At 72.7% G+C, this 25,928-nt stretch carries 24 protein-coding genes; 11 read left to right on the top strand and 13 right to left on the bottom strand.

Annotated features, from left to right (window positions below; all coding sequences use genetic code 11):
* Position 1 precedes the first annotated feature (1 nt).
* The 4 genes from ABEA42_RS14255 to ABEA42_RS14240 all read right to left on the bottom strand — a co-directional run bounded on the left by ABEA42_RS14255 (position 2) and on the right by ABEA42_RS14240 (position 4,312).
* Complete coding sequence (locus ABEA42_RS14255) at positions 2-709, bottom strand: response regulator transcription factor (RefSeq protein WP_345504324.1); 708 nt, start codon at positions 707-709, stop codon at positions 2-4.
* Between the two features lie 161 nt (positions 710-870).
* Entirely contained in the window at positions 871-1,644 is a 774-nt protein-coding gene (locus tag ABEA42_RS14250; RefSeq protein ID WP_345504322.1) for a CHAP domain-containing protein, read from the bottom strand.
* Between the two features lie 217 nt (positions 1,645-1,861).
* Positions 1,862-3,511, bottom strand: a complete 1,650-nt coding sequence (locus ABEA42_RS14245) for a DNA repair helicase XPB (RefSeq protein WP_345504320.1) — start codon at positions 3,509-3,511, stop codon at positions 1,862-1,864.
* 3 nt (positions 3,512-3,514) lie between these two features.
* Positions 3,515-4,312 carry a hypothetical protein gene (locus ABEA42_RS14240; protein WP_345504318.1) on the bottom strand — a complete coding sequence of 266 codons (798 nt, stop codon included), beginning with the start codon at positions 4,310-4,312 and terminating at the stop codon, positions 3,515-3,517.
* 141 nt (positions 4,313-4,453) lie between these two features.
* Between ABEA42_RS14240 and ABEA42_RS14235 the strand changes: the two genes are divergently transcribed.
* Positions 4,454-5,398: a hydroxymethylglutaryl-CoA lyase gene (locus ABEA42_RS14235; protein ID WP_345504316.1), complete on the top strand. Its 945-nt coding sequence runs from the start codon at positions 4,454-4,456 to the stop codon at positions 5,396-5,398.
* A 56-nt stretch (positions 5,399-5,454) separates the two neighbouring features.
* On the opposite strand, the gene ABEA42_RS14230 is transcribed toward ABEA42_RS14235, so the two are convergent.
* Positions 5,455-7,725: a helicase-associated domain-containing protein gene (locus tag ABEA42_RS14230; protein ID WP_345504314.1), complete on the bottom strand. Its 2,271-nt coding sequence runs from the start codon at positions 7,723-7,725 to the stop codon at positions 5,455-5,457.
* A gap of 495 nt (positions 7,726-8,220) precedes the next feature.
* Here ABEA42_RS14230 and ABEA42_RS14225 point away from each other — a divergent pair, with 495 nt between their 5' ends.
* Entirely contained in the window at positions 8,221-8,682 is a 462-nt protein-coding gene (locus tag ABEA42_RS14225; RefSeq protein ID WP_345504312.1) for a hypothetical protein, read from the top strand.
* Between the two features lie 79 nt (positions 8,683-8,761).
* On the top strand, positions 8,762-9,691 hold the full coding sequence (locus ABEA42_RS14220; RefSeq protein WP_345504310.1) for an aldose 1-epimerase family protein: 930 nt from the start codon (positions 8,762-8,764) through the stop codon (positions 9,689-9,691).
* Here the strand turns inward: ABEA42_RS14220 and ABEA42_RS14215 are convergent.
* Complete coding sequence (locus ABEA42_RS14215; protein WP_345504308.1) at positions 9,643-11,016, bottom strand: MFS transporter; 1,374 nt, start codon at positions 11,014-11,016, stop codon at positions 9,643-9,645. The two genes, ABEA42_RS14220 and ABEA42_RS14215, sit on opposite strands and share 49 nt — an antisense overlap.
* A gap of 145 nt (positions 11,017-11,161) precedes the next feature.
* Here ABEA42_RS14215 and ABEA42_RS14210 point away from each other — a divergent pair, with 145 nt between their 5' ends.
* The 3 genes from ABEA42_RS14210 to ABEA42_RS14200 all read left to right on the top strand — a co-directional run bounded on the left by ABEA42_RS14210 (position 11,162) and on the right by ABEA42_RS14200 (position 13,400).
* Positions 11,162-11,557 (top strand): cold-shock protein, encoded by a 396-nt coding sequence (locus ABEA42_RS14210; protein ID WP_345504306.1) that lies wholly within the window; start codon positions 11,162-11,164, stop codon positions 11,555-11,557.
* Positions 11,558-11,559: 2 nt separating this feature from the next.
* Positions 11,560-12,297, top strand: coding sequence for a DUF3027 domain-containing protein (locus tag ABEA42_RS14205; protein ID WP_345504304.1), 738 nt, complete (start codon positions 11,560-11,562; stop codon positions 12,295-12,297).
* A gap of 182 nt (positions 12,298-12,479) precedes the next feature.
* Positions 12,480-13,400, top strand: coding sequence for a hypothetical protein (locus ABEA42_RS14200; RefSeq protein WP_345504302.1), 921 nt, complete (start codon positions 12,480-12,482; stop codon positions 13,398-13,400).
* A gap of 160 nt (positions 13,401-13,560) precedes the next feature.
* Here ABEA42_RS14200 and ABEA42_RS14195 read toward each other — a convergent pair whose 3' ends face one another.
* Positions 13,561-13,791, bottom strand: coding sequence for a DUF2530 domain-containing protein (locus tag ABEA42_RS14195; protein WP_345504300.1), 231 nt, complete (start codon positions 13,789-13,791; stop codon positions 13,561-13,563).
* A 54-nt stretch (positions 13,792-13,845) separates the two neighbouring features.
* On the opposite strand from ABEA42_RS14195, the gene ABEA42_RS14190 reads away from it, so the two are divergent.
* The 3 genes from ABEA42_RS14190 (at position 13,846) to ABEA42_RS14180 (ending at position 17,266) form a co-directional block, all read left to right on the top strand.
* Positions 13,846-15,360 carry an NCS2 family permease gene (locus tag ABEA42_RS14190; RefSeq protein ID WP_345504298.1) on the top strand — a complete coding sequence of 505 codons (1,515 nt, stop codon included), beginning with the start codon at positions 13,846-13,848 and terminating at the stop codon, positions 15,358-15,360.
* Between the two features lie 143 nt (positions 15,361-15,503).
* On the top strand, positions 15,504-15,974 hold the full coding sequence (locus ABEA42_RS14185; RefSeq protein WP_345504296.1) for a MarR family winged helix-turn-helix transcriptional regulator: 471 nt from the start codon (positions 15,504-15,506) through the stop codon (positions 15,972-15,974).
* A complete protein-coding gene (locus ABEA42_RS14180; protein WP_345504294.1) occupies positions 15,971-17,266 on the top strand; it encodes an MFS transporter in 1,296 nt (431 codons plus the stop codon). The genes ABEA42_RS14185 and ABEA42_RS14180 overlap by 4 nt, the downstream gene beginning before the upstream one ends.
* A 435-nt stretch (positions 17,267-17,701) precedes the next feature.
* Here the strand turns inward: ABEA42_RS14180 and ABEA42_RS14175 are convergent, their stop codons facing one another.
* The 3 genes from ABEA42_RS14175 to ABEA42_RS14165 form a co-directional block, all read right to left on the bottom strand.
* Entirely contained in the window at positions 17,702-18,967 is a 1,266-nt protein-coding gene (locus ABEA42_RS14175) for a lytic transglycosylase domain-containing protein (protein WP_345504292.1), read from the bottom strand.
* 106 nt (positions 18,968-19,073) lie between these two features.
* The gene (gene serC, locus ABEA42_RS14170) at positions 19,074-20,195 is read right to left on the bottom strand and encodes a phosphoserine transaminase (protein ID WP_345504290.1); all 1,122 of its coding nucleotides are present in this window, start codon (positions 20,193-20,195) and stop codon (positions 19,074-19,076) included.
* A gap of 150 nt (positions 20,196-20,345) precedes the next feature.
* Positions 20,346-21,443 (bottom strand): citrate synthase 2, encoded by a 1,098-nt coding sequence (locus ABEA42_RS14165; RefSeq protein ID WP_345504288.1) that lies wholly within the window; start codon positions 21,441-21,443, stop codon positions 20,346-20,348.
* A gap of 105 nt (positions 21,444-21,548) precedes the next feature.
* On the opposite strand from ABEA42_RS14165, the gene ABEA42_RS14160 reads away from it, so the two are divergent.
* Complete coding sequence (locus ABEA42_RS14160; RefSeq protein ID WP_345504286.1) at positions 21,549-22,148, top strand: pentapeptide repeat-containing protein; 600 nt, start codon at positions 21,549-21,551, stop codon at positions 22,146-22,148.
* A 54-nt stretch (positions 22,149-22,202) separates the two neighbouring features.
* On the opposite strand, the gene ABEA42_RS14155 is transcribed toward ABEA42_RS14160, so the two are convergent.
* Positions 22,203-23,135, bottom strand: a complete 933-nt coding sequence (locus ABEA42_RS14155) for an NYN domain-containing protein (RefSeq protein ID WP_345504284.1) — start codon at positions 23,133-23,135, stop codon at positions 22,203-22,205.
* Between ABEA42_RS14155 and ABEA42_RS14150 the strand changes: the two genes are divergently transcribed.
* Complete coding sequence (locus tag ABEA42_RS14150; protein WP_425572086.1) at positions 23,134-24,456, top strand: MFS transporter; 1,323 nt, start codon at positions 23,134-23,136, stop codon at positions 24,454-24,456. The two genes, ABEA42_RS14155 and ABEA42_RS14150, sit on opposite strands and share 2 nt — an antisense overlap.
* 144 nt (positions 24,457-24,600) lie before the next feature.
* On the opposite strand, the gene ABEA42_RS14145 is transcribed toward ABEA42_RS14150, so the two are convergent.
* The gene (locus ABEA42_RS14145; RefSeq protein ID WP_345504280.1) at positions 24,601-25,506 is read right to left on the bottom strand and encodes an oxygenase MpaB family protein; all 906 of its coding nucleotides are present in this window, start codon (positions 25,504-25,506) and stop codon (positions 24,601-24,603) included.
* Position 25,507: 1 nt separating this feature from the next.
* Entirely contained in the window at positions 25,508-25,903 is a 396-nt protein-coding gene (locus tag ABEA42_RS14140; protein ID WP_345504277.1) for a hypothetical protein, read from the bottom strand.
* Positions 25,904-25,928: the final 25 nt, after the last annotated feature.

Genomic DNA, 25,928 nt, shown 5'->3' with positions numbered 1-25,928 from the left:
GTCAGGCCTCCGGTGGCCGACGCAGCACGTAGCCGACGCCGCGCTTGGTGTGGATCAGGGCGGGGACGCCGTCGACGTCGATCTTGCGTCGCAGGTAGGAGATGTAGGACTCCACGATGCCGCTCTCGCCGCGGAAGTCGTAGTCCCACACGTGGTCGAGGATCTGCGCCTTCGACAGCACCCGGTTGGGGTTGAGCATGAGGTAGCGCAGCAGCTTGAACTCGGTGGGGGAGACGTCGATCGAGCGGCCTCCCCGGCGCACCTCGTGGGAGTCCTCGTCGAGCTCGAGGTCCTCGAACCGCAGCGCCGCCGACTCGTCGACCTCGCCGCGGGTGCGCCGCAGCACCGCGCGGATGCGGGCGACGACCTCCTCGAGGCTGAACGGCTTCGTGACGTAGTCGTCGCCCCCCACGGTGAGGCCCTTGATCTTGTCGTCGAGGGAGTCGCGGGCCGTCACGAAGACGATCGGCACCTGCCGGCCGCTGTCGCGCAGCTTGCGGGTGACGGTGAAGCCGTCCATGTCGGGCAGCATCACGTCGAGGACGACCAGGTCCGGCTGGTGCGCGGAGGCGACGTTGAGGGCGGTGGCGCCGTCGCCGGCGACGTGGACCTCGAACCCCGCGAAGCGCAGCGAGGTCGCGAGCAGCTCACGGATGTTCGGCTCGTCCTCGACGACGAGCAGGCGTGCTTCGGGTTCTGCGGTGGTCACGACCACCAGTGTCCGTGCCGAGTCTGGGAGTTCCCTGTATGTCGTCTGGGCGCGTCGAACCCGGTACGGCGCCCTCCCGTCGAGCCTGGCACGGCGCCCTTCCGTCGGGGCCGCGCAAGGCGCCCTCCCGGGAGGGAGGGCGCCGCGAGTGGTTCGACGGCTCAGAAGCGGATGAAGGTGTCGAACTGGCCGTGGGCGGAACCGCGGCTGACCGTGCGGGTGCCGTAGTGCTCCGGGTGGGCCCAGTTGTACTCCTCGACGACGAAGGTGCCGTTGCTGTTGACCTTCGCGACGTAGGCGACGTGCCCGAAGCTGCCGGCGTCGCTCTGCGCGATGTCGCCCACGTGCGGGACGCTGCTGGTGGTCACGCCTGCCGCGCGGGCCGCGTCGTCCCAGTGGTTGGCGTTGCCCCAGTGCTGGCCCTTGTAGGAGTTGGTGAAGCCGACGTGCTTGACCGAGCGGGCGCGGAAGGCGGCGAAGGAGGTGCACTGGCCCTTGTAGAAGTTCCACGGGTCGACGCCCGAGGTCTGGCCGCTGTAGGGGTAGTTGTTGCCGATGACACCGCCCGGCGTGCTCGGGGCGGGGGTGGACCCGCAGCTGGGGGCGACCCGGCCGTCGGAGCCGGTGTAGACGTACGCGTCGGAGACGAAGCGGCCGGTGCCGATCTTGTCCCAGATGTTCGAGGTGCCGTAGGTGCCCTTGACGCTGCTGCCCGTGGTCTGGCAGATGATGTCGACCTTCGTGCCCTTGGCGAGCGTGCCGACCTTGGCGTAGCTCGTGCCCGGGCCCTTGCGGACCGCCAGGCTGGCGCCGGAGGTCCTGATCGTGCCGGTGGCGGCGTCGGCGGCGAGGGCGATGCCTCCGGCCAGGCCGAGGCCGGCGATCGACGCGACGGCGACGCGGACGGGCTTGCGGGTGATGACGGTGCTGAGCATTGCGGTGTCCCCTCGGTGTGGTGGAGCCGGCTCGTGCGGCCGGCTGCTGACCCGAAGGTAGGGGCGACGTGGTCGGCCCGGCGATGGGGAGAGCTCCCCGCCCCGCGACGGTGTGACGCATGTCGGAAGAGCGAAATACGTTGCAGTGCAACGTTGCTCGTTACGCATTCGACTCCGCGGCACGCAGGAGGGGAGTGCTCCCCTCCTGCGTGGGGCGTCAGGAGCTCGCGGTCGGCAGGTCGTCGGCGTCGACGATGCGGTAGGCGTAGCCCTGCTCGGCGAGGAACCGCTGGCGGTGCGCGGCGAACTCGGCGTCGACGGTGTCGCGCGACACCACGGTGTAGAAGTGTGCGGTGCGGCCGTCGCCCTTGGGGCGCAGCACGCGGCCGAGGCGCTGGGCCTCCTCCTGGCGCGAGCCGAACGTGCCGGACACCTGGATGGCGACGCTGGCCTCCGGCAGGTCGATCGAGAAGTTGGCGACCTTGGACACCACGAGCAGGTCGATCTCCCCGACGCGGAACGCCTGGAACAGCTTCTGCCGCTGCGCGACCGGGGTCTCGCCCGTGATGACGTCGGCCCCGAGGCGCTGGGCCAGCTCGTCGAGCTGGTCGAGGTACTGCCCGATGACGAGCGTCGGCTCACCCCGGTGGCGGGCGACGAGCTTCTCGACCACGGGGATCTTGACCGGGCTGCACGAGGCCAGCCGGTAGCGGTCCTCGGGCTCCGCGGTGGCATACGCGAGGCGCTCGGAGTCGGGGAGGGTGACCCGCACCTCGACGCAGTCCGCGGGCGCGATGTAGCCCTGCGCCTCGATGTCCTTCCACGGCGCGTCGTAGCGCTTGGGGCCGATCAGGGAGAACACGTCGGCCTCGCGGCCGTCCTCACGCACGAGGGTCGCGGTGAGCCCGAGCCGGCGTCGCGCCTGGAGGTCGGCCGTCATGCGGAAGATCGGGGCCGGGAGCAGGTGCACCTCGTCGTAGACCACGAGGCCCCAGTCGCGGGCGTCGAGCAGGTCGAGGTGGGTGTAGACACCCTTCCGGCGGGTCGTGAGCACCTGGTAGGTCGCGATGGTGACGGGCCGGATCTCCTTGCGGGCGCCGGAGTACTCGCCGATCTCGTCCTCGGTGAGGCTGGTCCGCTTGAGCAGCTCGTCGCGCCACTGCCGGGCCGAGACGGTGTTGGTGACGAGGATGAGGGTGGTGGCCTTCGCCTGCGCCATCGCCCCGGCCCCCACGAGGGTCTTGCCGGCGCCGCACGGCAGCACGACCACCCCGGACCCGCCGTGCCAGAACCCGTCGACCGCCTGCTGCTGGTAGGGCCGCAGTGACCAGTCGCTGTTGTCGAGGTCGATCCGGTGGGCCTCGCCGTCGACGTAGCCGGCCTCGTCCTCGGCCGGCCAGCCGACCTTGAGGAGCTCCTGCTTGAGGTGGCCGCGCTCCGAGGGGTGCACGAGCACGCGGTCGGGGTCGATCCGCTCACCGACGAGGGGCTTGATCTTCTTGTGCCGCAACACTTCCTCGAGGACCGGGCGGTCGGTCGTACGCAGCAGCAGACCGTGCTCGGGGTCCTTCTCGAGGGTGAGCCTGCCGTAGCGGTCCATCGTGTCGGCGACATCGACGAGCAGGGCGTGCGGCACGGCGTAGCGGCTGTGGGTGATGAGCGCGTTGACGACCTGCTCCGCGTCGTGCCCGGCGGCCCGCGCGTTCCACAGCCCCAGCGGGGTGACGCGGTAGGTGTGGATGTGCTCCGGGGCGCGCTCGAGCTCGGCGAACGGCGCGATGGCCCGCCGCGCCTCCTCGGCGCTGGGGTGGTCGACCTCCAGCAGGAGCGTCTTGTCGCTCTGGACGATCAGTGGGCCGTCGGGCACGCGTCAGTACCCCGAGCTGGTGGAACCGGTGGAGAGGGCCAGGGCGAAGACGCCGACCAGGGCGATGACGACGAGGGCGATGCTGATGCCCAGGGCGATCCAGCCCCAGCGGGTCCACTTCGACGCCTCGGCCGGCTGGTCCTTCTTGGTGACGGCCAGGACCGCGAAGACCAGTGCCGGGATCCCGGTGCCGCAGCCACCGATGGTGAGCAGTCCGGACACGATGAGCAGGGCGATGGTGCTGCCGCTGAGGGACGCGGGGCTGCCGTGCGCGGGTGTGGGCCCGTACCCGGGAGCGGGGGCGTACCCGGGCTGGGGCGCGCTGGCGTACGGCGTGGCGCCGTACCCCGGCTGGGCGCCGGGCGGGGGCTGGGCGCCGGGGGCGCTGCCGTACGGCGACGCCGAGCCGTACCCGGGCGGGGGCGGCGGGGGCGGGTAGCTCCCCTGGGGAGCGGTCTGCCCGTACCCCGGCTGTGCGGCGCCCTGGTCCTCGGCGCGACGCTGCTGGACCTCGCCCTGGGTCGGGTACGCCTGCCCGTACGGGTTGGGCGGCGGCACGTCGGCACCGGCCGTGGTCGGGACCTGCTGGGTGTCGCCGCTGGTGGGCAGCTGCTCGGTGTGCTCGGTGCCGGACTCGTCGACCGCTCCGGCGTCCTCGGGGGAGTCGCCCTGGGAGTCGCCCGCCGAGGAGCTGCTGGAGTCGCTGGTCGAGGAGCTGCTGGTGAACGACTCGTCGGCGGGGGCGGTCGGGTCGCGGTACGGCTGACCCTCGTGGTCGTCGTGCCTGGGGGTGTCGCTCATGAGCAGTCCTTCGCTGGTCCGGTACTGCGCCAAATCTAACCTGCGCCCCTGCCTTCGCGTGCCCAGTCGGCTCCCACCCCGCCCACCCGCGCAGCTCCGCACCGGTCCGTGCCCGTCCGCGGGGAGTGGCAGGATCGGCTCGTGAGCACCGGACTGCCCCAGCGAGAGCCTGCGACCGACCTGCCCCCGACCGTGACCATCTACGAGGTCGGTCCCCGGGACGGGCTGCAGAACGAGAAGACGGTGGTGCCCGCGACGGTGAAGGCGGAGTTCGTGCGACGGCTCGCGGCGGCGGGGCTCGACACCATCGAGACGACCTCGTTCGTGCCTGCGAGCTGGGTGCCGCAGCTGGCCGACGCGACCGAGGTGCTCGACCTCCTCGGCGCCGAGGGCCTCGGCCCGCGCCGGCCGGTCCTCGTGCCGAACGAGCGTGGGCTCGACCGGGCGCTGGAGGCGGGGGTCGGAGCAGTCGCGGTGTTCGGCAGTGCCACGGAGACGTTCGCCCGCAAGAACCTCAACCGCTCGGTCGCGGAGTCCCTCGACATGTTCGCCCCGGTCGTCGCCCGCGCCCGCGACTCGGGCCTCTGGGTGCGGGCCTACCTGTCGATGTGCTTCGGCGACCCGTGGGAGGGCCCGGTGCCGGTGGACCAGGTGGTCGACGTCGCTGCCCGCCTCATGGACCTCGGCGCCGACCAGCTCTCCCTGGGCGACACGATTGGGGTCGGCACGACCGGCCACGTGAGCCGGCTCCTCGACGCGCTGATGGCCCGCGGCATACCCGTCGAACGCATCGGGGTGCACTTCCACGACACCTACGGCCAGGCGCTCGCCAACACCATGACGGCGCTGCGCCACGGCGTGACCGTCGTCGACGCCTCGACCGGGGGACTGGGCGGGTGCCCCTATGCCAAGAGCGCGACCGGCAACCTCGCCACCGAGGACCTGGTCTGGGCACTCGACGGAGCCGGTGTGCGGACCGGGGTCGACCTCGGCGCGCTCGTCGAGACCAGCGTGTGGATGGCCGGGCAGCTGGGGCGGCCGTCGCCCTCGCGGGTGGTCAAGGCGCTCGCCGGCAGCGACGACTGACCGTCGAAGGGCCCGTCGATCCTGGGTCGTCGGGTGGGGCTGGACCGCTGCCGGCGCTAGCCCGGGACCGCGCCGGTGACGCGGTGGATCGACAGCGTGCGCGCCGTACCCTCCGCGGTCCCGTGCACCCGGCCGCCCTCGACGCGCTCGGGCTGGAACAGCAGGCGCTGGACTCGGCCGTCGGCGTCGGAGTACCCGATCCACACCGGCTGGCGTTCGGCCGCGGCGTCGCGCAGCACGGCGAGCGTGGTGGTCGGGTCGGTGCTGGGCAGGCTGGGTCCGGGCCGGCTCGCGAGCTGGTCGCGGTGGTACTGCGCGGCCTCCTCGCCCGCCCGCAGCGCGCCGACGAGGGTGGTCACCAGCTCGTCGTCCACGCCCGTCGCGGTGACGGGCGCGGAGCGGCGCTGGAGCGGGGTACGGTGCCGTCCCGCCTGAGGCACGACGATGCCGCCGTCGGGGGTCTCGGCTGCCGGGGCGAAACCGTTCTCCCGCAGGAAGTCCAGCACCGTCTCTGCAGCGACGGGGGAGACGAGCACCGTGGGTGCCACGCTGCGCAGCTGGAGGGGTGAGAGCTCCCGCTCGGCGAGCATCGCCCCCAGCGTGGTCTCGTCGTCGCACCGGATGTAGGCGCGCATGGCGCCCACCCGTGCCTGTCCGTGGCGCCGGGCCACGTCGCGGACGAGGTAGTCCAGCGGCTGGGGGACCGGGGTGTGGCTCGCGTCGCCGAGGCCTCCGAGGACCTGGTCGACCGACCAGCCGGCATCCAGGCAGCGCCGTACCGAGTCCGGGGTGAAGCGGTAGACGGTGGCACCGCCGCGCGACTCGACGTCCGCCACCAGGCGCATGAACGTCGCGAGGCCACCGGCCAGCGGACCCGGCGCGATGGCCGTGAGGTCGGCCTGCAGCAGGACGTGCTCCACGGGCGTGGGCAGGTGCGGGTGCATGGCCGCGGCCAGGGAGGACTCGTCGCGGCCCTCGAGGAGCGCGCGCCCGGCACTGGAGAGCGCGCCGCGCCCGGTGACGCCGAGCCACTCGGCCTCGCGCAGCACCGCGGCGACCACCGTGTCGACGGTGCCGGGGACGCGGCGGGGGCGGTGCCACCGGAGGCTGGCCACGACCTCCTCCGACCGTGGCGCGAGTCCGGTGGGGACGGTGGCCAGCAGGTCGAGGACGTCGCGGCGCAACCCGCGGGCGGGCGGCCAGTGGGCGTCGGGACCGAGGGCGTTGACGGTGCTCGTGGCGCCGGGAGGCGTCGTGCCCACGACGTGGGGCGCACGGGTCGTCAGCAACCAGGCCCGGGCCACCACGGCCCACCGGTGGTCGCCCGGCTGCTGCTGCCACTCGTCGTACGCCGGGGTGGGCGCCCACGACGGCTCCAGGGAGCCGTCGTCCGCCACCAGCCCCGCGGTGTACGCGAGCTCGGCGACGAACGCGGCGCGGAGCTGGTCGACGTCGAGGACCGTCCCGAGGCGCTTGAGGTCGCGCACGGCGAGGCCACCCGAGCGCAGCACGCGCGGTGGCCTCAGCCCCCACTCGGCCGCCAGCTCGTCGACGAGGGAGAGCAGGTCGGTGACCTGCTGGCCGGCTGCTGCGTCGACGGCGGCCATCTCGCGCTGGTCACCGACCGGGCTGGGTGCCGTCAGGGCGGGCTCGGCGTGGCTGCGCCCACCCCGGAGCGCGAGGGCGACCTCGCGAGGCAGGACGAGCTGTTCGGTGCCCACCGAGGCGACGAGGTGGTGCTCGAGCAGCCACCGGGCGCCGGTGGCCACCCGCTCGGGTGTGCCGGCGGGCAGGACGGCCACAGGGGGTCCCCAGGTGAGGCGGTCGAGGATGGCCCGGGCTGCCGGCGGTGCCTGGTCGACCAGGGCGACCACGTCGTCCGGCGGCGTCGGACGGCCCGCGAGGTCGGTGGTGCTCGGGCCCAGCCCCGCCGGGTGCACGAGCACCTCGCCGACGGTCCGCACCACCCGGAGCCCCTCGGGGCTTCGCCAGAGCAGGGCGAGCGACCAGAGGTCCTCCAGCGTCGGGGAGACCAGCCGGGTCGTGGCGCCGAGGAGGGCGGCGACCGCCTCGGCCGTGACCGGTTGGGGTGTGGCGCTCGCGGCCTCGAGGACCTGCAGGTGCGCGAGGTCGAGGGCGTCGACGGCCCGCTGCACGCTGGCGCGGGTGCTCGCCCGGGCTGCGAGCGCGGACAGGTCGGCGGGGGCGGGCCGGGCCAGGTCCTGGCGTCGGTGCAGCAGGTCGTGGAGCTCGGCGTCGGTGCGTGCCCGTACGTCGTCGGCCATCGACCGCGCGGCGACCTGCGTGGGTCGGGTCGAGGTGGGCACCGGTCCACGGTAGTCCGCGCGAGCACCCCGCGTCGGGCGCGGTCACGCGCAGGGGGCCCGGGTGAGGAGCATGCCGCCCTTCGCGTTCCCCGGCGATCTCTCGCCGCGAGGTCCCAGCCGCTTCCCAGCACCGTCACAGGTTCCCCATCCAGACTCGTGCTCGCGAGAGGAGCCGTGATGTCGGAGCCGACAGGACCCACCAACCCGCCCCAGGGGCCACCGCCCCAGGGGCCGCCCCCGGGGCTGCCGCCTCAGGGACCACCTCAAGGGCCCCGTCAGGGGCCGCCCCAGGGGCCGCATCAGGGACCGCCCGGCGCGCAGCAGGGGTGGCCCACGCCGGGTACGCCGCCTCACGCGGGTCCCCAGCCGCAGGCCGCGGCATACGGCGCGCCGGCGTCCGGACCCGGGCGACCGGGCTTCTGGCGGCAGGCGACCTCGACGACCGGTGGCCTCGTCGCCGTCATCGTCGCCGCCAGCCTGTGCCTGCTGCTCGTGGTGGGGGTGCTCAGTCTCGGCGCGGCCGTCGCGGTCCGCCACTGGGCTGGTCACGACCGTGGCACGCAGGTCGAGCAGGTCGGCCCGGGCCAGCGCGGCCTGGGGCGCAAGGGCCCGGGGCGCATGCCGATGGGCAACGGCAGCCGTGGTCCGGGCGCCGGTGCCGACCCGCTCGGAGGCGGGCGGCTCGGTGGCGCGCTGGGCACGGTGCAGCACGGAGAGGTGACGGTGCGTGACAGCTCCGGTTCCGCCGTCGTGATGACGGTCCAGCGGGGCACGGTGACCGCGGCGAGCGCCTCGTCGGTGACGGTGAAGAGCGCCGACGGCTTCACGGCCACCTACTCGCTGGAGTCGACCACCCGTGGTGCGAGCGGGTCGCTGGCCAAGGGCGACGTCGCGCTCGTCGTCGCGAAGAAGTCGGGTGGCTCCGCGGTGCTCGTCCGGGTCATCCGCACGCCCTGAGTCCCCTACCAGCGGGCGCCCCACCAGCGGGCGCAGTGGCCGGGGGCGGCGGTGGCTCCCGGCCACTAGCGTGGGCCGGGTGAGCACCTTCCCCAGTGGCGAGCAGTGGACCCTCCGCAGCGGTCGGCAGGAGGCCACCGTCGTCGAGGTCGGGGGCGGGCTGCGGACCTACACGCTCGACGGTGTCGACGTCCTCGCCGGGTACGCCGCTGACGAGGTGTGCCTGTCGGGCCGTGGCCAGGTGCTGATGCCGTGGCCCAACCGGATCCGGGACGGCCGCTACGGCTTCGCCGGGGTCGACCACCAGCTCGCGATCACCGAGGTCCCGCTGTCCAACTCCAACCACGGCCTCGTCAGGTGGCTGCCGTGGCAGCTCCACTGGCACTCCGACGACTGGTCGGCGCTCACCGTCCGGACCAGGCTGCACCCCTCACCCGGGTGGGACTGGACGCTGGACCTGAGCGTCAACTACGTCCTCGACGACGACGGCCTCACCGTGAGCGCGCACGCCGCCAACGTCGGCGACGTCCCGGCGCCGTTCGGGTATGGCGCGCACCCGTACATCGCGCTCGGGGAGACCAGGCTCGCGGACGTCGTGCTGACGGTGCCGGCGGAGCGCGAGGTCCTCGTCGACGACCAGATGATCCCCACCGGCACCGCGCCGGTCCGCACGGAGATGGACTTCCGCGCCGGGCGGGCGCTGGGGGGCACGAGCCTGGACACGGCGTACACGGACCTGGAACGGACCGGACGCGACGGCGCGTGGGAGGTCGTCGTGGGCGGCCTCGCCACGGGTGACGTGACCGTCTGGGGTGGTGTTGGGCTGGACTGGGCCCAGGTCTTCACCGCCAAGGGAGCCGACTCGGGCGTCGACGGGACCCGCGGCATCGCGGTCGAGCCGATGTCGTGCCCGAGCAACGCGTTCAACTCCGGCGACGGGCTCGTCGTGCTCGAACCCGGTCAGTCGTGGTCGGCCGCGTGGGGCATCGCGCCGGCGGCGCTGGGCTGAGCAGCCAGGCTGGGTGAGGGCGCCGGCGCAGCCTCGGCGGCCCCGGTCGACGTGAGCGGGGGCTGGATGCCGTTGACGAACGGCGTGATGCGCCGCTCGACCACCCTGGCCAGCAGGACCATGAGGCCACAGCTGACGACGAGCATGACCACGAACTCGGTGGACCACCCGTGGTTGAGCATGAAGCCCGCCACCACGGGACCGAGGATGGTGCCGCCCTGGAAGGCGCCGGCGCTGACGGCGTTGTAGCGGCCACGCAGGTGGTCGGGCGCCATGTCGTTGGTGATCGCGGGGATGGTCGGCTGGAGCAGCGTCTCCCCGAGCGCGAAGAACGCGTGGAACGCCAGGACCCCGGCCGCGGCCAGCATCGTGCCCGGGGCGAACCCGGTCGAGCCGAGCACCACCCAGGCCAGCGCCCACAGGCCGGCCATGACGGTGAGCACCCGGGTGCGGCGGCGTCCGCTGATGCGGTGGAGGACGGCGAACTGCAGCCCCACGATCACCGCGGTGTTGAGGGCGAAGGCGAACCCGATGACCTCGGTCGGCACCTCGCTGACCTTGCGGGCGAAGGCGGGGAACCCGGCCTCCATCTGGCCGTAGCCGACGAAGGTGCCGAGGAAGGTGAGCACCGTGATCCAGATGACGACGGGGTTGCGGACGATCTCGAGGTAGGAGCCGCCCGATCCCTGCGTGCCCTCGGGCTTCTCGGCGCGCCCGTGGACGTGGCGCAGCGGACCGAGCAGCAGCCCGATGGGGACGAGCATGCTGGCGGCGTCGGCGAGGAAGATCACCGTGAAGGTCGAGGGCTGGTGGACGTCGGCGTAGAGGCCGCCGACGATCCCTCCGAGGCCGATGCCGAGGTTGACCAGCGCGAAGTTGATGCCGAAGTACTGCTGCCGGGCCGGCCCGCTGGTGATGGCGGCGACGAGCGCGTTGAACGCAGGCCACGAGACCCCGAAGTTGAACCCCAGGAAGGTGAACGCCAGGGCCACGGTGACGGGGGTGGTCGCGAAGGCGAGCACGACGCAGCCCACGAGCTGGGCGGCCGTCGCCAGCAGCAGCATCCGCCGCGCCCCGACCCGGTCGGTCAGCGCGCCGCCGGGGCCGGTGACGACCAGCGCGACCACGGCGATGAACGCCATGAGGGCGCCGGCGAGGTCGAGGGAGATGCCCCTGACCTCGTTGAGGTAGATGACGGTGAACGGCAGCGTGAGGCCGCGCCCGAGCGTCTGCACCGCCACGGTGGACAGCAGCCAGCGGCCCTCGACGGGCAGGTCGGCCCAGAACTGGCGGACGCCCGGTCTCGGGGTCGAGGACTCACTCACCCGCCCATCCTCCCGCACCCCACCGACAGCCCGACATCGGATATCCGCTCGGGCGCCAGCGCGCACGGTAAAGGATTTGGCACCACGAGATAGCCTTGCGATGCGCACCGAGCGCACCCAGACTTTTTCGATGTAGAGGTGGACAGTGCCCACTGGCAAGGTCAAGTGGTACGACGCGGAGAAGGGCTTCGGCTTCATCTCCGGCGACGACGGCAGTGACGTGTTCCTGCACGCCAACGCGCTGCCCGAGGGCGTCTCCACGCTCAAGGGCGGTACGCGGGTCGACTTCAGCGTGGCCGAGGGGCGCCGCGGGACCCAGGCGCTCGCGGTGACCCTGCTCGAGCCCGCCCCGAGCGTCGCCGCCGGCAAGCGTGAGCAGTCCCGCAAGTCGCCCGAGGACCTGGCGCCGCTCGTCGAGGACGCCATCAAGCTCCTCGACAACGCGTCCAACTCCCTGCGCCGGGGCCGTCGCCTCGACAAGGAGCACGGCACCAAGGTCGCCCAGGTCCTGCGGTTCCTCGCCGACCAGCTGGAGCCGTGAGGATGGCCGCCGTCAAGCGAGACCTGGTCCTTCAGGGCGCCGTCGACCTGGCCCGTGAGGCCGCCGAGTCCATCGCCGAGTCCGGCACGGTCGGCGAGCACCTCGGCATGGAGATGGACGAGGAGCGCCTCGCCACCCACTACTTCGACTGCACCGCGCGGTCGTACCCCGGCTGGCGCTGGGCCATCACCGTCGCCAGGGTGCCGCGTGGCAAGGTCGCCACGGTCTGCGAGACCAACCTCGTCCCCGGCGACGGCGCCCTGCTGTCGCCGGAGTGGCTGCCCTACGCCGACCGCATCGCCCCCGGCGACCTCGGTGCCGGCGACGTGCTCCCCTACAAGGAGGACGACCCCCTGCTCGAGCCCGGGTTCGAGGCGACCGGTGACGAGGAGGTCGACGAGCTCGCGACCTACGAGCTCGGCCTCGGGCGGAAGCGCGTGCTGTCGGCCGAGGGTCGCGAGGCGGCGGCCCAGCGCTGGTACGAGGGTGAGAACGGCCCGCACGCCGACGTCGCCGAGAAGGCGCCGGCGCCGTGCTCCTCCTGCGGCTACTTCCTGCCGATGGCAGGTGCGCTGCGCTCTTTTTTCGGCGTGTGCGCCAACGCCTGGTCGCCTTCCGACGGTCGCGTCGTGAGCCTTGACCACGGCTGCGGCGCCCACTCCGAGGTCGACGCCGAGCCCGCCGAGCACGTCCACACCGGCGAGCCCATCGTCGACGAGCTGAGCTACGACCTCGTCTGACCCCTCTGCCCCTGCCGGCTTCGGCAAAACGCCGGTTGCCCGGCTTTCCTCGGGACGATTCCGCGCGCTTCGCCGGGCAACCGGCGTCTTGCGTGTCCACAGGAGTGCCATGCCCTGGTCCGCCGTCCACAGGAGGCGGCACGACTCGGTATGGCGCGTCCGAACGGCGCCAAGGTGCAGCCATGGACCGACAGGCGATCACCCGGATGGCGGCCAACGGCGGCGTCATCGGTGCGGGTGAGGTCGAGGCGCTGGGCTGTTCCCCCGAGGACCGCGAAGCGTGGGTGCGCCGTGGCCTGCTCGTCCGCGTTCGTCGAGGCGCCTTCGTCGACGGCGACCTGTGGTCGCAGGCCGGTGTCGACGAGCGCTACCGCCTGACCGTCATGGCAGTGGCCCGAGCACGTGGCGGGTCGGAGGTGGTGAGCCGCCACAGTGCGCTGGCCCTGTGGCGGTTGCCGTTGTGGGACGTCGACCGGGGGCTGGTGGTGCTGTCGAGTGACGTCGAGGAGGTGGCGACTCGGTCGGGACTGCGGGTCACCCCGCTCCGGGGGCTGGTGGCGCGTGAGCCCGTGGAGGGCCTCCAGGTCCAGGCCGTCGCGGACGCCCTCGTGACCACGGCGTCCTTCAGCGTCGAGGCTGCAGTGGTCGCCGCCGACGCGGCGCTGCGCGACGGCTTGTGCTCACCGGAGGAGCTCGAGGACGCGGGGGACAGGTTGCTCCCCGGGCTGCGCGGACGGGCCCGGGCGAGGCGGGTGCTGGCAGCGGTCGACGGGTCGAGCGAGTCACCGGGTGAGAGCCGGACCCGCCTCGTGCTGTCGGCCCTGGGGCTCCCGGTCGAGCCGCAGCACGAGGTGCGCGACGGATGGGGCCGGCTCGTGGCGAGGGTCGACTTCCTCGTCGCGGGAAGGGTGGTCGTCGAGTTCGACGGGGCCGTGAAGTATGCCGGCGCGGAAGGTCAGGCAGCACTCGTCGCGGAGAAGGTGCGTGAGGACAGGTTGCGGGAGCTCGGGTACGTGGTCGTCCGCCTGACGTGGGCCGACCTGGACCGGCCGCAGGAGGTCCGCCGACGCGTGGAGCTGGCTCTGCGCCGTACAGCCGCTTGACGGAACGGCCCCGCAAAACGCTGGTTGCCCGGCACACCTCGCGTTGTCGTCCCGCGGGTTGCCGGGCAACCAGCGTTTTACCGGGCGGGGCCGGGGCGGGAGGGGCGGGTACGGGGCGGCGTGGGTACGGGGAGGGCGCGGAGTTGGGTACGGAGCGGGGTTAGGTGGCGCCGGCGGCGTTGCCGCGGCCGCGGCGGATGAAGCCGTACCCGAGCGAGCCGATCACGATGGCGGCGACGCAGGTCCACGGCCACCAGTGCCGGTCGCCCTCGTGCAGCGAGGGCACGACCAGGGTCACCACGAGGGCCACGGCCCAGCAGGCGAGCCCCCACAGGGTCACCGTCGCGCTGCTCACGGACAGCGGCTGCAGCTCCCCCGGCGACTCGTTCACGGCGCCAGCCTATCTTTCACACCCCGGCAACACGCAGGCCCTACTCTGCTGCCCATGGCGAAGCCCTCACCCACGTCCCCCCGGCCATCCCCCACCCCGGCAACGGCCCCGCGGGCCGGTGGCCTCGACGGGTTCTTCCGCATCAGCGAACGCGGTTCGACGACCGGGCGGGAGATCCGCGGTGGCCTCGTCACGTTCTTCACGATGGCCTACATCGTCGTCCTCAACCCGCTCATCATCGGCACCCAGCAGGACGGCACGGGCCACTTCCTCGGCGGGGGTGACATCGTCAAGGCGCAGACGCTCGTGGCTGCCGGCACGGCACTCATCGCCGGCGTCATGACCATCCTCATGGGCGTCGTGGCCAACTACCCCCTGGCCCTGGCGACCGGTCTGGGGCTCAACGCGTTCGTCACGTTCGGCATCGCCAAGCTGCCCGACATGACGTGGGCAGACGCCATGGGGCTCATCGTCATCGAGGGCATCATCATCCTGGTCCTGGTGCTCACCGGGTTCAGGCAGGCGGTGTTCCGGGCCATCCCGGCCGAGCTCAAGACCGCGATCTCGGTCGGCATCGGGCTGTTCATCACCATCATCGGCCTCGTCGACGCCGGGTTCGTCCGGCGCACCGGCACCGGCCCGGTCCCCGTCGAGCTCGGCATCGGTGGCGCCCTCAACGGCTGGCCGACCTTCGTCTTCGTCGTCGGTGTCCTGGCCATCATCATCATGCTGGTCCTGCACGTGAAGGGCGCGATCCTCTACGGCATCCTCGGCGGCACGGTGCTCGCGATCATCGTCGAGGCCATCGCCGGCATCGGGCCGCAGGTCGACCAGACGGGCAAGTTCGTCAACGCCGCCGGGTGGGGCCTCAACGTCCCGAAGCTCCCGAAGCAGGTCGTCGACGTCCCCGACTTCTCGCTGCTGGGCCACTTCAACCTGCTGGGCTCGTTCTCCAAGATCGGCGTCGTCTCCGCGGTGCTGCTGGTCTTCACGCTCCTGCTGGCCGACTTCTTCGACACCATGGGCACGATGGTCGCCGTCGGTGCCGAGGGTGGCCTGCTCGACAAGAACGGCAACCCCCCGAACTCCGACAAGATCCTGCTGGTCGACTCGGTCGCCGCGATCGCCGGTGGCGCCGGCTCGGTGTCGTCCAATACCTCCTACATCGAGTCCGCGGCGGGGGTCGGCGAGGGTGCGCGCACGGGTCTGGCCTCGGTGGTCACCGGCGTGATGTTCCTCTTCGCGACGTTCCTGGCCCCGCTGGTCAAGGTGGTGCCGTACGAGGCGGCCACCCCGGCGCTGGTCGTGGTCGGCTTCCTGATGATGCAGCAGGTCCGTGGCATCGACTGGGAGGACCTGGAGATCGCGATCCCGGCGTTCCTCACCATCGTCCTGATGCCGTTCACCTACTCGATCACCGCCGGCATCGGCGCGGGCTTCGTGGTCTACACGGTCATCAAGGCGGTCCGTGGCAAGAGCAGCCAGATCCACCCGCTGCTGTGGACGGTGTCCGCGCTGTTCGTCCTGTACTTCGCGATCACGCCCATCAAGGAGCTGTTCGGGGCCTGACCCCCGTACCCAGCCGCTGCACCGTGTGCCGCGTGACCTCTCCCCGGGGTCACGCGGCACACGTCGTCCGGGGGTCTGTCAGAGGCGGGGAAATACTTAGCACAGGTAATGAGTTATGCTAAGTACCTGACCTAGGAGACACCATGACCCCACCGCCTGCGCGCGCCACCCGCCGCACCGCTGAGGCCGGTCTCACCCCCGCTGCAGTGTCGCGTCTCGCCGGCGAGCTCCGCCTGGCGTGCATGCGCATCTCCCGACGGGTCCGGTTCGAGAGCACGGACGAGCTTGCGCCCCACCAGTTCTCGGTCCTGAACCGTCTGGAGCACACACCCTGCACCCCCGGTGAGCTGGCCGAGATCGAGCGGGTGAGCGCCCCCAGCATGACCCGTACCGTGGCCCGCCTCGTCGAGCTCGGGCTCGTCGAGCGCACGGACGACCCCTCCGACCGGCGGCAGGTGATCCTGTCGCTCACCCCCGCCGCGACGGCCCTGCTCAAGGACATCCGCCGCAAGCGCGACGCCTGGATGTCGGTGCGCGTCGGCCACCTGACCCCCGCCGAGCAGGACATCCTGCGGCAGGCCGCCGTGATCCTCACGAGGGTGGCCAACGAGTGAGCCCGACCTTCTCCTCCCTGCGCGTCCGCAACTACCGGATCTACGCGACCGGTGCCTTCATCTCCAACATCGGCACCTGGATGGGCCGGGTGGCCCAGGACTGGCTGGTGCTCACCGAGCTGACCAACCACTCCTCGACCGCCCTCGGCATCGTGACCGGCCTGCAGTTCCTGCCGTTCCTCCTGCTGGCCCCGTGGGCCGGGATGATCGCCGACCGCTATCCCAAGCGCGTCATCCTCGCGATCACCCAGTCGGCGCTGGCGGTGTCCTCGCTCGCCCTCGGCCTGCTCGCCGTCACCGGCACGGCCCAGCTCTGGATGGTCTACGCCATCGCCCTGTTCACCGGCGTGGCCACGGCCGTCGACAACCCAGCCCGGCAGACCTTCGTCTCGGAGATGGTGCCGCGCGACCGCCTCGCCAACGCCGTCTCGCTCAACAGCGCCTCGTTCAACGCCGGCCGCCTCATCGGCCCCGGTGTCGCCGGCCTGACCATCGCGGCGTTCGGCACCGGCTGGACGCTCCTGCTCAACACGCTGACCTTCGTGGCGGTGCTCGTCGCGCTGGCCTCGATGGCCCGGGCCGAGCTGCGCCCGGCACCGATGCTCAGCCGTCGCAGCGGCGCGATCCGCGAGGGCGTCGCCTACGTCCGCAGCCGTCCGGACATCATGCTCGTCATGGCCCTGGTGTTCGTCCTGGGCACGTTCGGGATGAACTTCCAGATCACCACCGCCCTGATGGCCACGCGGGAGTTCGGCAAGGGTCCCGAGGAGTACGGCCTGCTGGGCTCGATCATGGCCATCGGCTCCCTGACCGCTGCCCTGCTGTCGGCCCGCCGTGCCCGACCCCGCCTGCGCATCCTGCTCGTGGCCTTCGCCGGGTTCACCATCTCGAGCGGGCTCGCGGCCCTCGCGCCGACCTACGCCCTCTTCGCACTGGCGCTCGTCCCGGTCGGCCTGTCGGCCCTCACCGCGCTGACCACGGCAAACGCCATGGTCCAGCTGAGCGTGGACTCGGCGATGCGCGGCCGGGTGATGGCTCTCTACATGGCGATCTTCATGGGCGGGACGCCGCTCGGAGCGCCGGTCATCGGCTGGGTCGGTGACGTGTGGGGACCGCGGTGGACGATCGGCATCGGCACCATCGCCGTCGGCCTGATCACCGTGGTGGTGTCGGGCTGGCTCGTCAGGCACGAGAATGTGCAGGTGACGTACGAGTCCCAGCGCCGCCCGCGCCTGCGCATCCGCACCGTGCCGGCCCCTGTGTCGGAGCCGGTGCCCGAGGCCGTACGGTGACGCCGGTCTTCCGCCGTCGCGTGACCATCGCGGTGCTCGTGATCGTCGTCGCGGTCGCGGTGGTCGCCAGCCTGGTCCGCTGACCCGCTTGCCTCCGCCATCTGGTTGAGGCGGGGCGCCGGGGTCGGCGGGATGCTGTCGGGGTGGCAGGCGAACCGTCGCCGGCATGCCTGAGGGTCCGGCCGCTGGGGCCCGGGGCTTGGCAGGTCTCGGGGCCCGGCGTCGTGCGCCGTTTCGCCACGCTGGAGGGGGCCCGACGCTGGGCAAGCCTTCACCTGTCGGACGGCGGGGGAGGGCACGTCGCCGTGCTCGACAGCTCGGGCACCGAGCTCGAGGACTCAGAGGTCGGCGCGGGCAGCCTGGCTGCGGCCGACCGCCGCGGGGTGTGCCGCTCGACCAGCGGTCCGACGGCCTGACGGGCGGTTCAGCTCTCGGTCAGGAGCGGGTGCAGAGGATCGGGATGCCCAGCTGCAGGACCGGCTCGTAACCTGCCGGGCACGTCCCGTTGCCCAGCAGGGGGACGGTCAGCGGCAGGGCCGGGGTCGTCGTCGTGCTCGGCGCCGGGGTCGAGGGGGACGGCTTGGGCGTCGGGGTCTGGCCCGTCAGGCCGCCGACGACGCCACCCACCACGCCGGTCACGGTCCCGACGACGCCGGTGCCGGCCGTGGACGACGGCGCGGGGGTCGAGCCGCCGGAGGCCGTGCCACCGGACCCTGCGGCCGCGCTGCCGGAGCCGCTGCCTGCGCCGCCCGCGGACGGCTTGGAGGACGGCTTGCCCGAGGAGGGCTTCGTCGAGGGCTTGCCGGCGGCCGTAGCCCGGGCACCTGCCGGCTGGGCCACGCCCGAGGGCAGGAACGGTGCGTCGGTGCGCTGGTGGTCGGTGAGGGCGAAGTCCGGCACGACGGTGAAGCCGCCACGGTAGGCGCGGGCGATGGCGAGCACCTGGTCGGCGTACGCGTCACTCTGGTTGTAGCGGAGCACGGCCGAGCGGGCGCCGCTCTCCGTGCTGAGGTCGCCGGGGCCGGAGCAGAGGTACACGGCGGTGGCGGTGGCGGCGTCGGTGATGTTCTGGGGGTCCTTGCTGCCGTCGCCGTTGGCGTCCACGCCGACCGAGCGCCAGGTGCCAGGGATGAACTGCATCGGCCCCACGGCACGGTCCCAGGTGGTGTCGCGGTCGAAGACCCCGCGGTCGGTGTCACGGATCGCGGCGGTGTCGTTGCTGCCGTTGAGCGGGATGCCGAAGATGCCGGGGCGGACGGTGCCGCTGGTGTCGATGCCGTTGCCGCCGTAGCGGCCGTGGTTGGACTCGACCTTGCCGATGGCGGCCACGAGGGCCCAGTCGACCTTGCACTCGGCGTCAGCTGCGTCGACGAGCTGGGCACCGCGCCGGTAGGCGGCGAGCGCGGCCGCGGGGATGCCGTTGGCGCTCGCGACCGAGGAGGCGGGCAGGCCCGCGGCTGCCACCACCGGTGTCGGTGCGGCCTCAGCCGGGGCAGGCAGCTCCGGGAGGGCGGGCACGGTCGGGGACTCCGGCTGCGTGACCGCCACCTTGGGGACCGTGATGAGGGGGCTGGAGTCGGCGACCACGTCGGTGCTGGGGTGGCCCCCGGTCGATGCGAGCGCGATACCCGTCCCGACGAGCGCCACGGCAGGCAGGGCGGCGGCGGCTCTGCGCCAGTGCAGTCGCGTCACGCGGGTCATGTCCTCGGCTCCTCGGCTCCGTCATCCCCCACCACTCGGGTGGTCTACGGGGACAACGAGTGGTGGAGGCCGAGGTTACGCGGGGTGGCGCGTCACCGCGCGCCAATCACCCCACGACGTGCTCAATGCACGCAATCAGGGCAGAGACGTCGTCGGGCTCGGTCGCCGGGAACGTGGCCACGCGCAGCTGGTTGCGGCCCAGCTTGCGGTAGGGCTCGACGTCGACGACGCCGTGCGCCCGGAGCGTCTTGGCGATGGCCGAGGCGTCGACGGCGTCGTCGAAGTCGATGGTCGCCACGACCTGCGAGCGGGCGGCGGGGTCGGCGACGTACGGCGTGGTGTAGCTCGTGCGCTCGGCCCAGTCGTAGAGGCGGCCGCTGGAGTCGGCGGTGCGCGCGACCGCCCAGTCGAGGCCGCCGTTGCCGTTGATCCAGTCGATCTGCGAGCGCAGCAGCGCCAGGGTCGCCAGCGCCGGGGTGTTGTAGGTCTGGTTCTTGCGCGAGTTGTCGATGGCGGTCGGCAGGCTGAAGAAGTCGGGGACCCAGCGGCCGGTCGCCGCGATCTCGTCGACGCGGGCGAGCGCGGCGGGGGAGAAGGCGGCCAGCCACAGGCCGCCGTCGGAGGCGAAGCACTTCTGCGGGCCGAAGTAGTAGACGTCGGTCTCGCTCACCTCGACCGGCAGGCCACCTGCGCCTGAGGTGGCGTCGATGAGCACCAGGGAGTCGGCGTCGGCGCCCTCGACGCGCTTCACCGGTGCCATGACGCCGGTGGAGGTCTCGTTGTGCGGCCAGGCGTAGACGTCGACGCCCGGCTCGGCGACGGGGCTGGCCAGGGTGCCGGGCTCGGCCTTGATGACCGTCGAGTCGCCGAGGAAGGGTGCGTTGCCGGTGACGCTGGCGAACTTGCTGGAGAATTCGCCGAACGCCAGGTGCTGGGCGCGCTCGCGCACCAGCCCGAACGCCGCGATGTCCCAGAACGCGGTCGACCCGCCGTTGCCGAGGATGATCTCGTAGCCCTCGGGGAGGCTGAACAGCTCGGACAGGCCCTCGCGCACGGCGCCCACGAGGTTCTTCACCGGGGCCTGGCGGTGGGAGGTGCCGAGCAGGGTGGTGCCGAGGCTCGCGAGGTACTCGACCTGCTCGGGGCGCACCTTCGAGGGGCCGGAGCCGAAGCGCCCGTCCTTGGGGAGCAGGTCGGCGGGGATCGTCTGGGCGGCAGTCTGGGTCACGGGCACAGTCTGGCACCACGTCCCGAGGCGTGGGACGTCAGGTCCACCAAACGGACGCCAGTGAGGATCCGGTGCAGCGCGCGGTACCCGCGTCGTCCCGGTCCCGCGCTGGGACCCCGGCGTGCCCGGGGTCCCAGCGGCAGGTGAGGGTCAGGGGCGGTAGCCGGCGACGGCCTCGACGCCGCGGGGGGCCTCGCCGACGTAGCGGGAGCTCGGTCGGATCAGGCGGCCGGTGTTCTTCTGCTCGAGGATGTGCGCCGACCAGCCGGCCGAGCGGGCGCAGCTGAACATCGGGGTGAACATCGAGGCAGGCACCTGGGCGAAGTCGAGGACCACCGCCGCCCAGAACTCCACGTTGGTCTCCAGGACGCGGTCGGGGCGGCGTTCGCGCAGCTCGGTGAGGGCCGCCTGCTCCAGGGCGGCGGCGACCTCGTAGCGGGGGGCGTTGAGCCGCTTGCAGGTGTCGCGCAGCACGCGGGCGCGGGGGTCCTCCGCGCGGTACACCCGGTGGCCGAAGCCCATGAGGCGCTCGCCGCGGTCGAGGACGCCCTTGACGTAGGCGGTGGCGTCGCCGGTCTCCTCGACGCCCTCGATCATGTGCAGCACACGGGACGGGGCGCCGCCGTGCAGCGGCCCGGACATGGCGCCCACCGCGCCCGAGAGGCAGGCGGCGACGTCGGCACCGGTGGAGGCGATGACACGGGCGGTGAAGGTGGAGGCGTTCATGCCGTGCTCGGCGGCGGAGACCCAGTAGGCGTCGACGGCCTCGACGTGCGCCGGGTCGGGCTCACCGCGCCAGCGGATCATGAACCGCTCGGTGATGGTGCGGCCCTTGTCGACCTCGCGCTGCGGGACCATCGGCTGCCCCTGGCCGCGCGCGGACTGTGCCACGAACGACAGTGCCATGACCGAGGCGCGCGCCAGGTTGTCCCGGGCCTCCTCGGGCTCGATGTCGAGCAGCGGCTTGAACCCCCACAGCGGCGCCAGCTGGGCCAGGGCCGACTGCACGTCGACGCGCACGTCGCCCGAGTGCACCGGCAGCGGGAACGGCTCGGCCGGCGGCAGGCCGGGGTCGAACGAGTTGTCGACGAGCAGCCCCCAGACCCGGCCGAACGACATGCGCCCGACGAGGTCCTCGATGTCGACGCCGCGGTAGCGCAGCGAGCCGCCCTCCTTGTCGGGTTCGGCGATCTGCGACTCGAAGGCGATGACGCCCTCGAGCCCGGGCTTGAAGTCACTGTCGGACACGGGGTCCCCTATCTGGTCGGCGTCGTCGGCGAGGGATGGGGCAGGGCGAGGTGCGGTGGTGCTGCGCCGTCGGCCCGGTGCGGATCATTCTGCACCGTCGGCGGCATGGGCCACCATGTCGTCATGCTCACTCCCGACGGCGACTACGACGGCGACACGTTCGGCGACGACCTCTCCGAGGCCCGGGCGGCGAACGCCAGGTTCCTCGACTGCACGTTCGAGGGCTGCGGGCTCACCGGCCTGTCGGCGCCGCGGGCACGCTTCAGCGACTGCCGGCTGGAGGGGGTGCACGGGGCGGGCACCGACCTCGCCGAGACGTCGTGGCAGGACTGCACCATCCGTGGAGCGCGGCTCGGGGCCGTCCAGCTGTACGGCGCGGAGCTGCGCAGGGTGCGGTTCGAGGGGTGCAAGATCGAGTTCCTCAACGCCCGCGGGGCGCGGCTGACCGACGTCGAGTTCGTCGACTGCCAGCTCGTGGAGCCCGACTTCGCCGAGGCCACCATGACGCGGGTCCGCTTCGAGGGGGGCCGGGTCGTGACGCCGGACTTCGGGCGGGCCCGGCTCAAGGACGTCGACCTCAGCGCTTCGCTGGTGACCGCGCCCCGCGGGGTCTCGGGGCTCGCCGGCGCGCGGATCTCCCGGCTGCAGCTCATCGACCTCGCGGAGGCGTTCGCCGTGGAGCTCGACCTCACCGTCGTCGACTGACCCTCCCGTCGGCTCCAGCTCGCCGGGCAGACCCCGGTGGGCGTGCCCCTGTCGTCAGCCCCGGGACTGGCGACGGTCGCGCACGGCGAGGTTGGAGGTGCCCTCGTCGCGGAGGTCGAACAGCTCGATCGCCTTGAGCAGCTTGGTCAGCGACGCGTAGCCGTGGTTGCGCGAGTCGAACGACGACTGGTTGGCGATGCGGTTGCCGACGGTGCTGACCGAGGCCCAGCCGTCGTCGTCGGCAGCGGCATCGACCGCGTTGCGCAGGAGGCGCACCAGCTTCGCGTCGCCCTTCAGCTCGGCGGCGGTCTTGCGCGCCGCGGTGGCGGCCTTGGTCGCCTTCGTCGCCTTGGCCGCAGACGCGGTCGAGGCGGTGGAAGTCGTCGTCGCCGGGGCGGTGGAAGCCGCGGGAGCCGACGACGCCGTTGCGGTCTTCGCGGAGGCGGCCTTCGCCGCCGACTTCACCGCAGCCCTGGCCTTCGCAGCCGCCGGGCGCGTCGCCTGGGCGGGCTGCATCTCCTCGGCAACGCCGTTGGAGCTGTCCTCGTCCGGCTCGGGCAGCTGGTCGAGCAGCAGGAACGTGGTGCAGGCCGACTGGAACGCCTCGGGTGTCTTGCTGTCGCCGAAGCCGTACACCTGCGCGCCCTTGGCCCGAAGGTGCATCACGAGCGGCGTGAAGTCGGCGTCGGAGGAGACGATGCCGAACGCGTCCGGGTGGTCGGTGTAGAGCAGGGCCATCGCGTCGACGACCATCGCCATGTCGCTGGCGTTCTTGCCGCGGCTGTAGTCGAACTGCAGCATCGGCAGGATCGCGTTGGGGTGCAGGATCTCCGTCCACGGCCGCAGGCTCGCCTTGGTCCAGTTGCCGTAGGCGCGGCGGATGCTGGTCTCCCCGTGCTTGGACAGCTCGCTGAGGATGATGTCGAGCTTCTTGGCCGACGAGTTGTCGGCGTCGATGAGCAGCGCGATGCGCGCACGGGCTTCCATGGCGGCGACGCTACGGCACGCGGGGCGGCATAGGGTCCGTGTCGTGCCGCTGCTGCTCGACCTGGCCCCGTTGCGGGAGAACGTGCCGTACCGCCGCCTGTACGCCGGGTTCACCCTCTCCAACGTCGGCTCGCAGCTCGCGGTGGTGGCGATCGGCCTGCAGGTCTACGAGCTCACACGCTCCACCGCGGCGGTCGGCATCGTGGGGTTGTGCGCCCTGGTCCCGCTCGTGGTGATGGGGCTCTACGGGGGCACCCTCGTCGACCACTTCGACCGCCGGGTGGTCGGGCTGGTGGCCCAGGGTGTCGCGTTCGCGACCAGCATCCTGTGTGCCACGCAGGCCTGGCTGGGCAACACCGAGGTCTGGGTCCTCTACCTGCTCGTGGCCCTGTGGAACGGTGCGTTCGCCGTCGCCTCGCCGGCACGCAGCTCCATCTACCCCCGCATCCTGCGCCGCGAGCAGCTGCCGGCCGCCAACGCCCTGTCGGTTTTCGCGATGAACGCCTCGATGACGGTCGGCCCGCTCCTCGCGGGCGTCCTAGTCGACTGGGGCGGGTTCAAGGCGGCGTACACGACCGACGCGGTCATCACCACCGCCGCCCTCTGGGGGCTGGCGTCCCTCCCGTCCCTCCCGCCGGAGCCGCCGCAGGACGGGGCGGCACGGACCCGGCCGGGGCTGCGTTCGGTGCTCGACGGGTTCGCCTTCCTCGGCACCCGGCCCAACGTCCGCATGACCTTCGTCGCCGACATCGCCGCCATGCTGCTGGCCCAGCCGCGGGTGCTGTTCCCGGCGGCGGGCGCGGTGATCTTCGGTGGCGGCGCGAAGACCGTGGGCGCGCTCTCGGCCGCGGCAGCCGTCGGCGGCATCGGCGCGATGTTCTTCTCCGGGCGCCTCGGCCACGTCCGCCGCCAGGGCCTGGCCATCATGGTCGCCGTCGTCGGCTGGGGATTCTCGATCGCCGGGTTCGGCGCCGCGATGCTCGCCGCCGGTGGTGTGGTGAGCCGGGGTACGGCGCTGTGGCTGGGTCTCGTGGCCATGGCGGTCGCCGGCGGGTCCGACTCGGTGAGTGCGGTGTTCCGGACCACGATCCTGCAGTCGGCGACCCCGGACCACCTGCGCGGCCGGCTCCAGGGAGTGTTCATCGTCGTGGTCGCGGGTGGCCCGCGGCTCGGCGAGCTCGCCGGTGGGTTCCTCTCGACCGGGGTGGGGGAGGCGTGGACCGCCGTCATCGGCGGGCTCGCGTGCGTCGGCGCCATCGTCGTCCTGTCGAGACTGCAGCCGGGCTTCCTGCGGTACGACGTCCGCCACCCCACGCCGTAGCCAGCCACCCCGACGCAGCGAGTGCCGCGCCCACCGGGCGCCGCCGAACGACCAGCTCACGCGCGGCGGTGGTGTTCCCAGCACGCCATGCGGGGCACCCGCTCCGAGGTGGTCGTCCGCCGGTGGCTACCGGCCGCCGGGCCGTCAGCTCGCGGCGCCGCGCTGCTCCAGGGCCCGGCGACGCACGTCGTCGGGGTCGTGCATGGCCCACCGGACGGTCGCGGTCGCGACCCCGCCGAGCGGCCGGCCCAGCACGCGCTCGGTCACGGGCAGCCACGGCAGCCGCAGCGGTCGCCGTGCCCACCACGGGAGGAGCGACACGGCGCCTGCCGCCAGCGCGGAGTACCCGGCCCGCGCCGCCAGCGGCAGCGGCGGGTGCACGAGCAGGAACCGTGCGGCCTCCCGCGCCGCGGGCGTGGACTCGAGCTCGGGGCGGTAGTCCTCGATGACCTGCCGGAGCGCCGCGACCGTGCGCGGTGGGTCGACCACGCCGAGGGCCTCGGCGACGACGCAGCTCTGGTCGACGTACTGGTCGGCCTCGGCATCGGTCAGGGGCGTCACGGCGTAGCGCTGGTAGGCCGTGAGGAAGCTGTCGGCCTCGGTGACGTGCACCCACTTGAGCAGGTGCGGGTCGCTGGCCGCGTAGGGACGCCCGTCGGGGGCCTTGCCACGCACGCGTTCGTGGATACCGCGGATGCGAGCGATCAGGGCCTCGGCGTCCTCGACCGTGCCGAACGTCGTCGTGGCCAGGAACTCGCTGGTGCGCTGCAGCCGGCCCCAGGCGTCGCCCTTGTAGCCGGAGTGGCCCGCGACCCCGGCCATCGCCAGCGGGTGCAGGGACTGCAGGAGCAGGGCGCGGATGCCGGCGGGGAACATCGAGGCGTCGGCGTGCACGCGCCAGATCGGGTCGGCCGGTGTGAACCACCGCGGCCCCTCGGCCCCCCAGATGCGCTCGGCCTTGGTGCGGGCGTCGTCGCCGGCCACCTTGGAGCGCAGGGCGTGGGCGAGCTGGCGCCGGGCGCCGTTGGTCACCGGGTCGAGGACGGACACCTCAGTGCACGCCGCGTCGCCGCGGGATCTGCTTGAGGCGCTCGGCCGGGGTGGGCAGGTCGGCGGGACGGACCCTGGTCGACAGGTCGCTGTTGGCGATGAGCTCGGGGATCGGCGTCGGTGTGGGCGGGTGCGCCGCGATCGGGTCGTCGCCCGCGAACACCACCCAGACGGCCTCGCCGTGGGACGCGCGCGGGTCGAACGTCTTCAGCACCGACCCCTCGCGGACCGTGCTGGCGTGCTCGATGGCCCGCCGCTTGGCCTTCTGCCGGTCAAGCGCCTTCTGCGCCGCGGCCATCGCGGGCTCCTTGGCCTGCTGGGCGAGCACGATGGCGTGGGGGCCGTACTTGACGCCCCAGCGGACGACCTTGCCGACGGCCTTGCCTGTGCCTGGCATCGAGACTCCTGTCGCTGCTGTCTTT

Origin of the sequence: Pedococcus ginsenosidimutans, assembly GCF_039544395.1 — a bacterium.
Classification (GTDB): domain Bacteria; phylum Actinomycetota; class Actinomycetes; order Actinomycetales; family Dermatophilaceae; genus Pedococcus; species Pedococcus ginsenosidimutans.
Note: the sequence above shows the minus strand (reverse complement) of the source record. Positions and strands in the feature narration are given on the sequence as shown.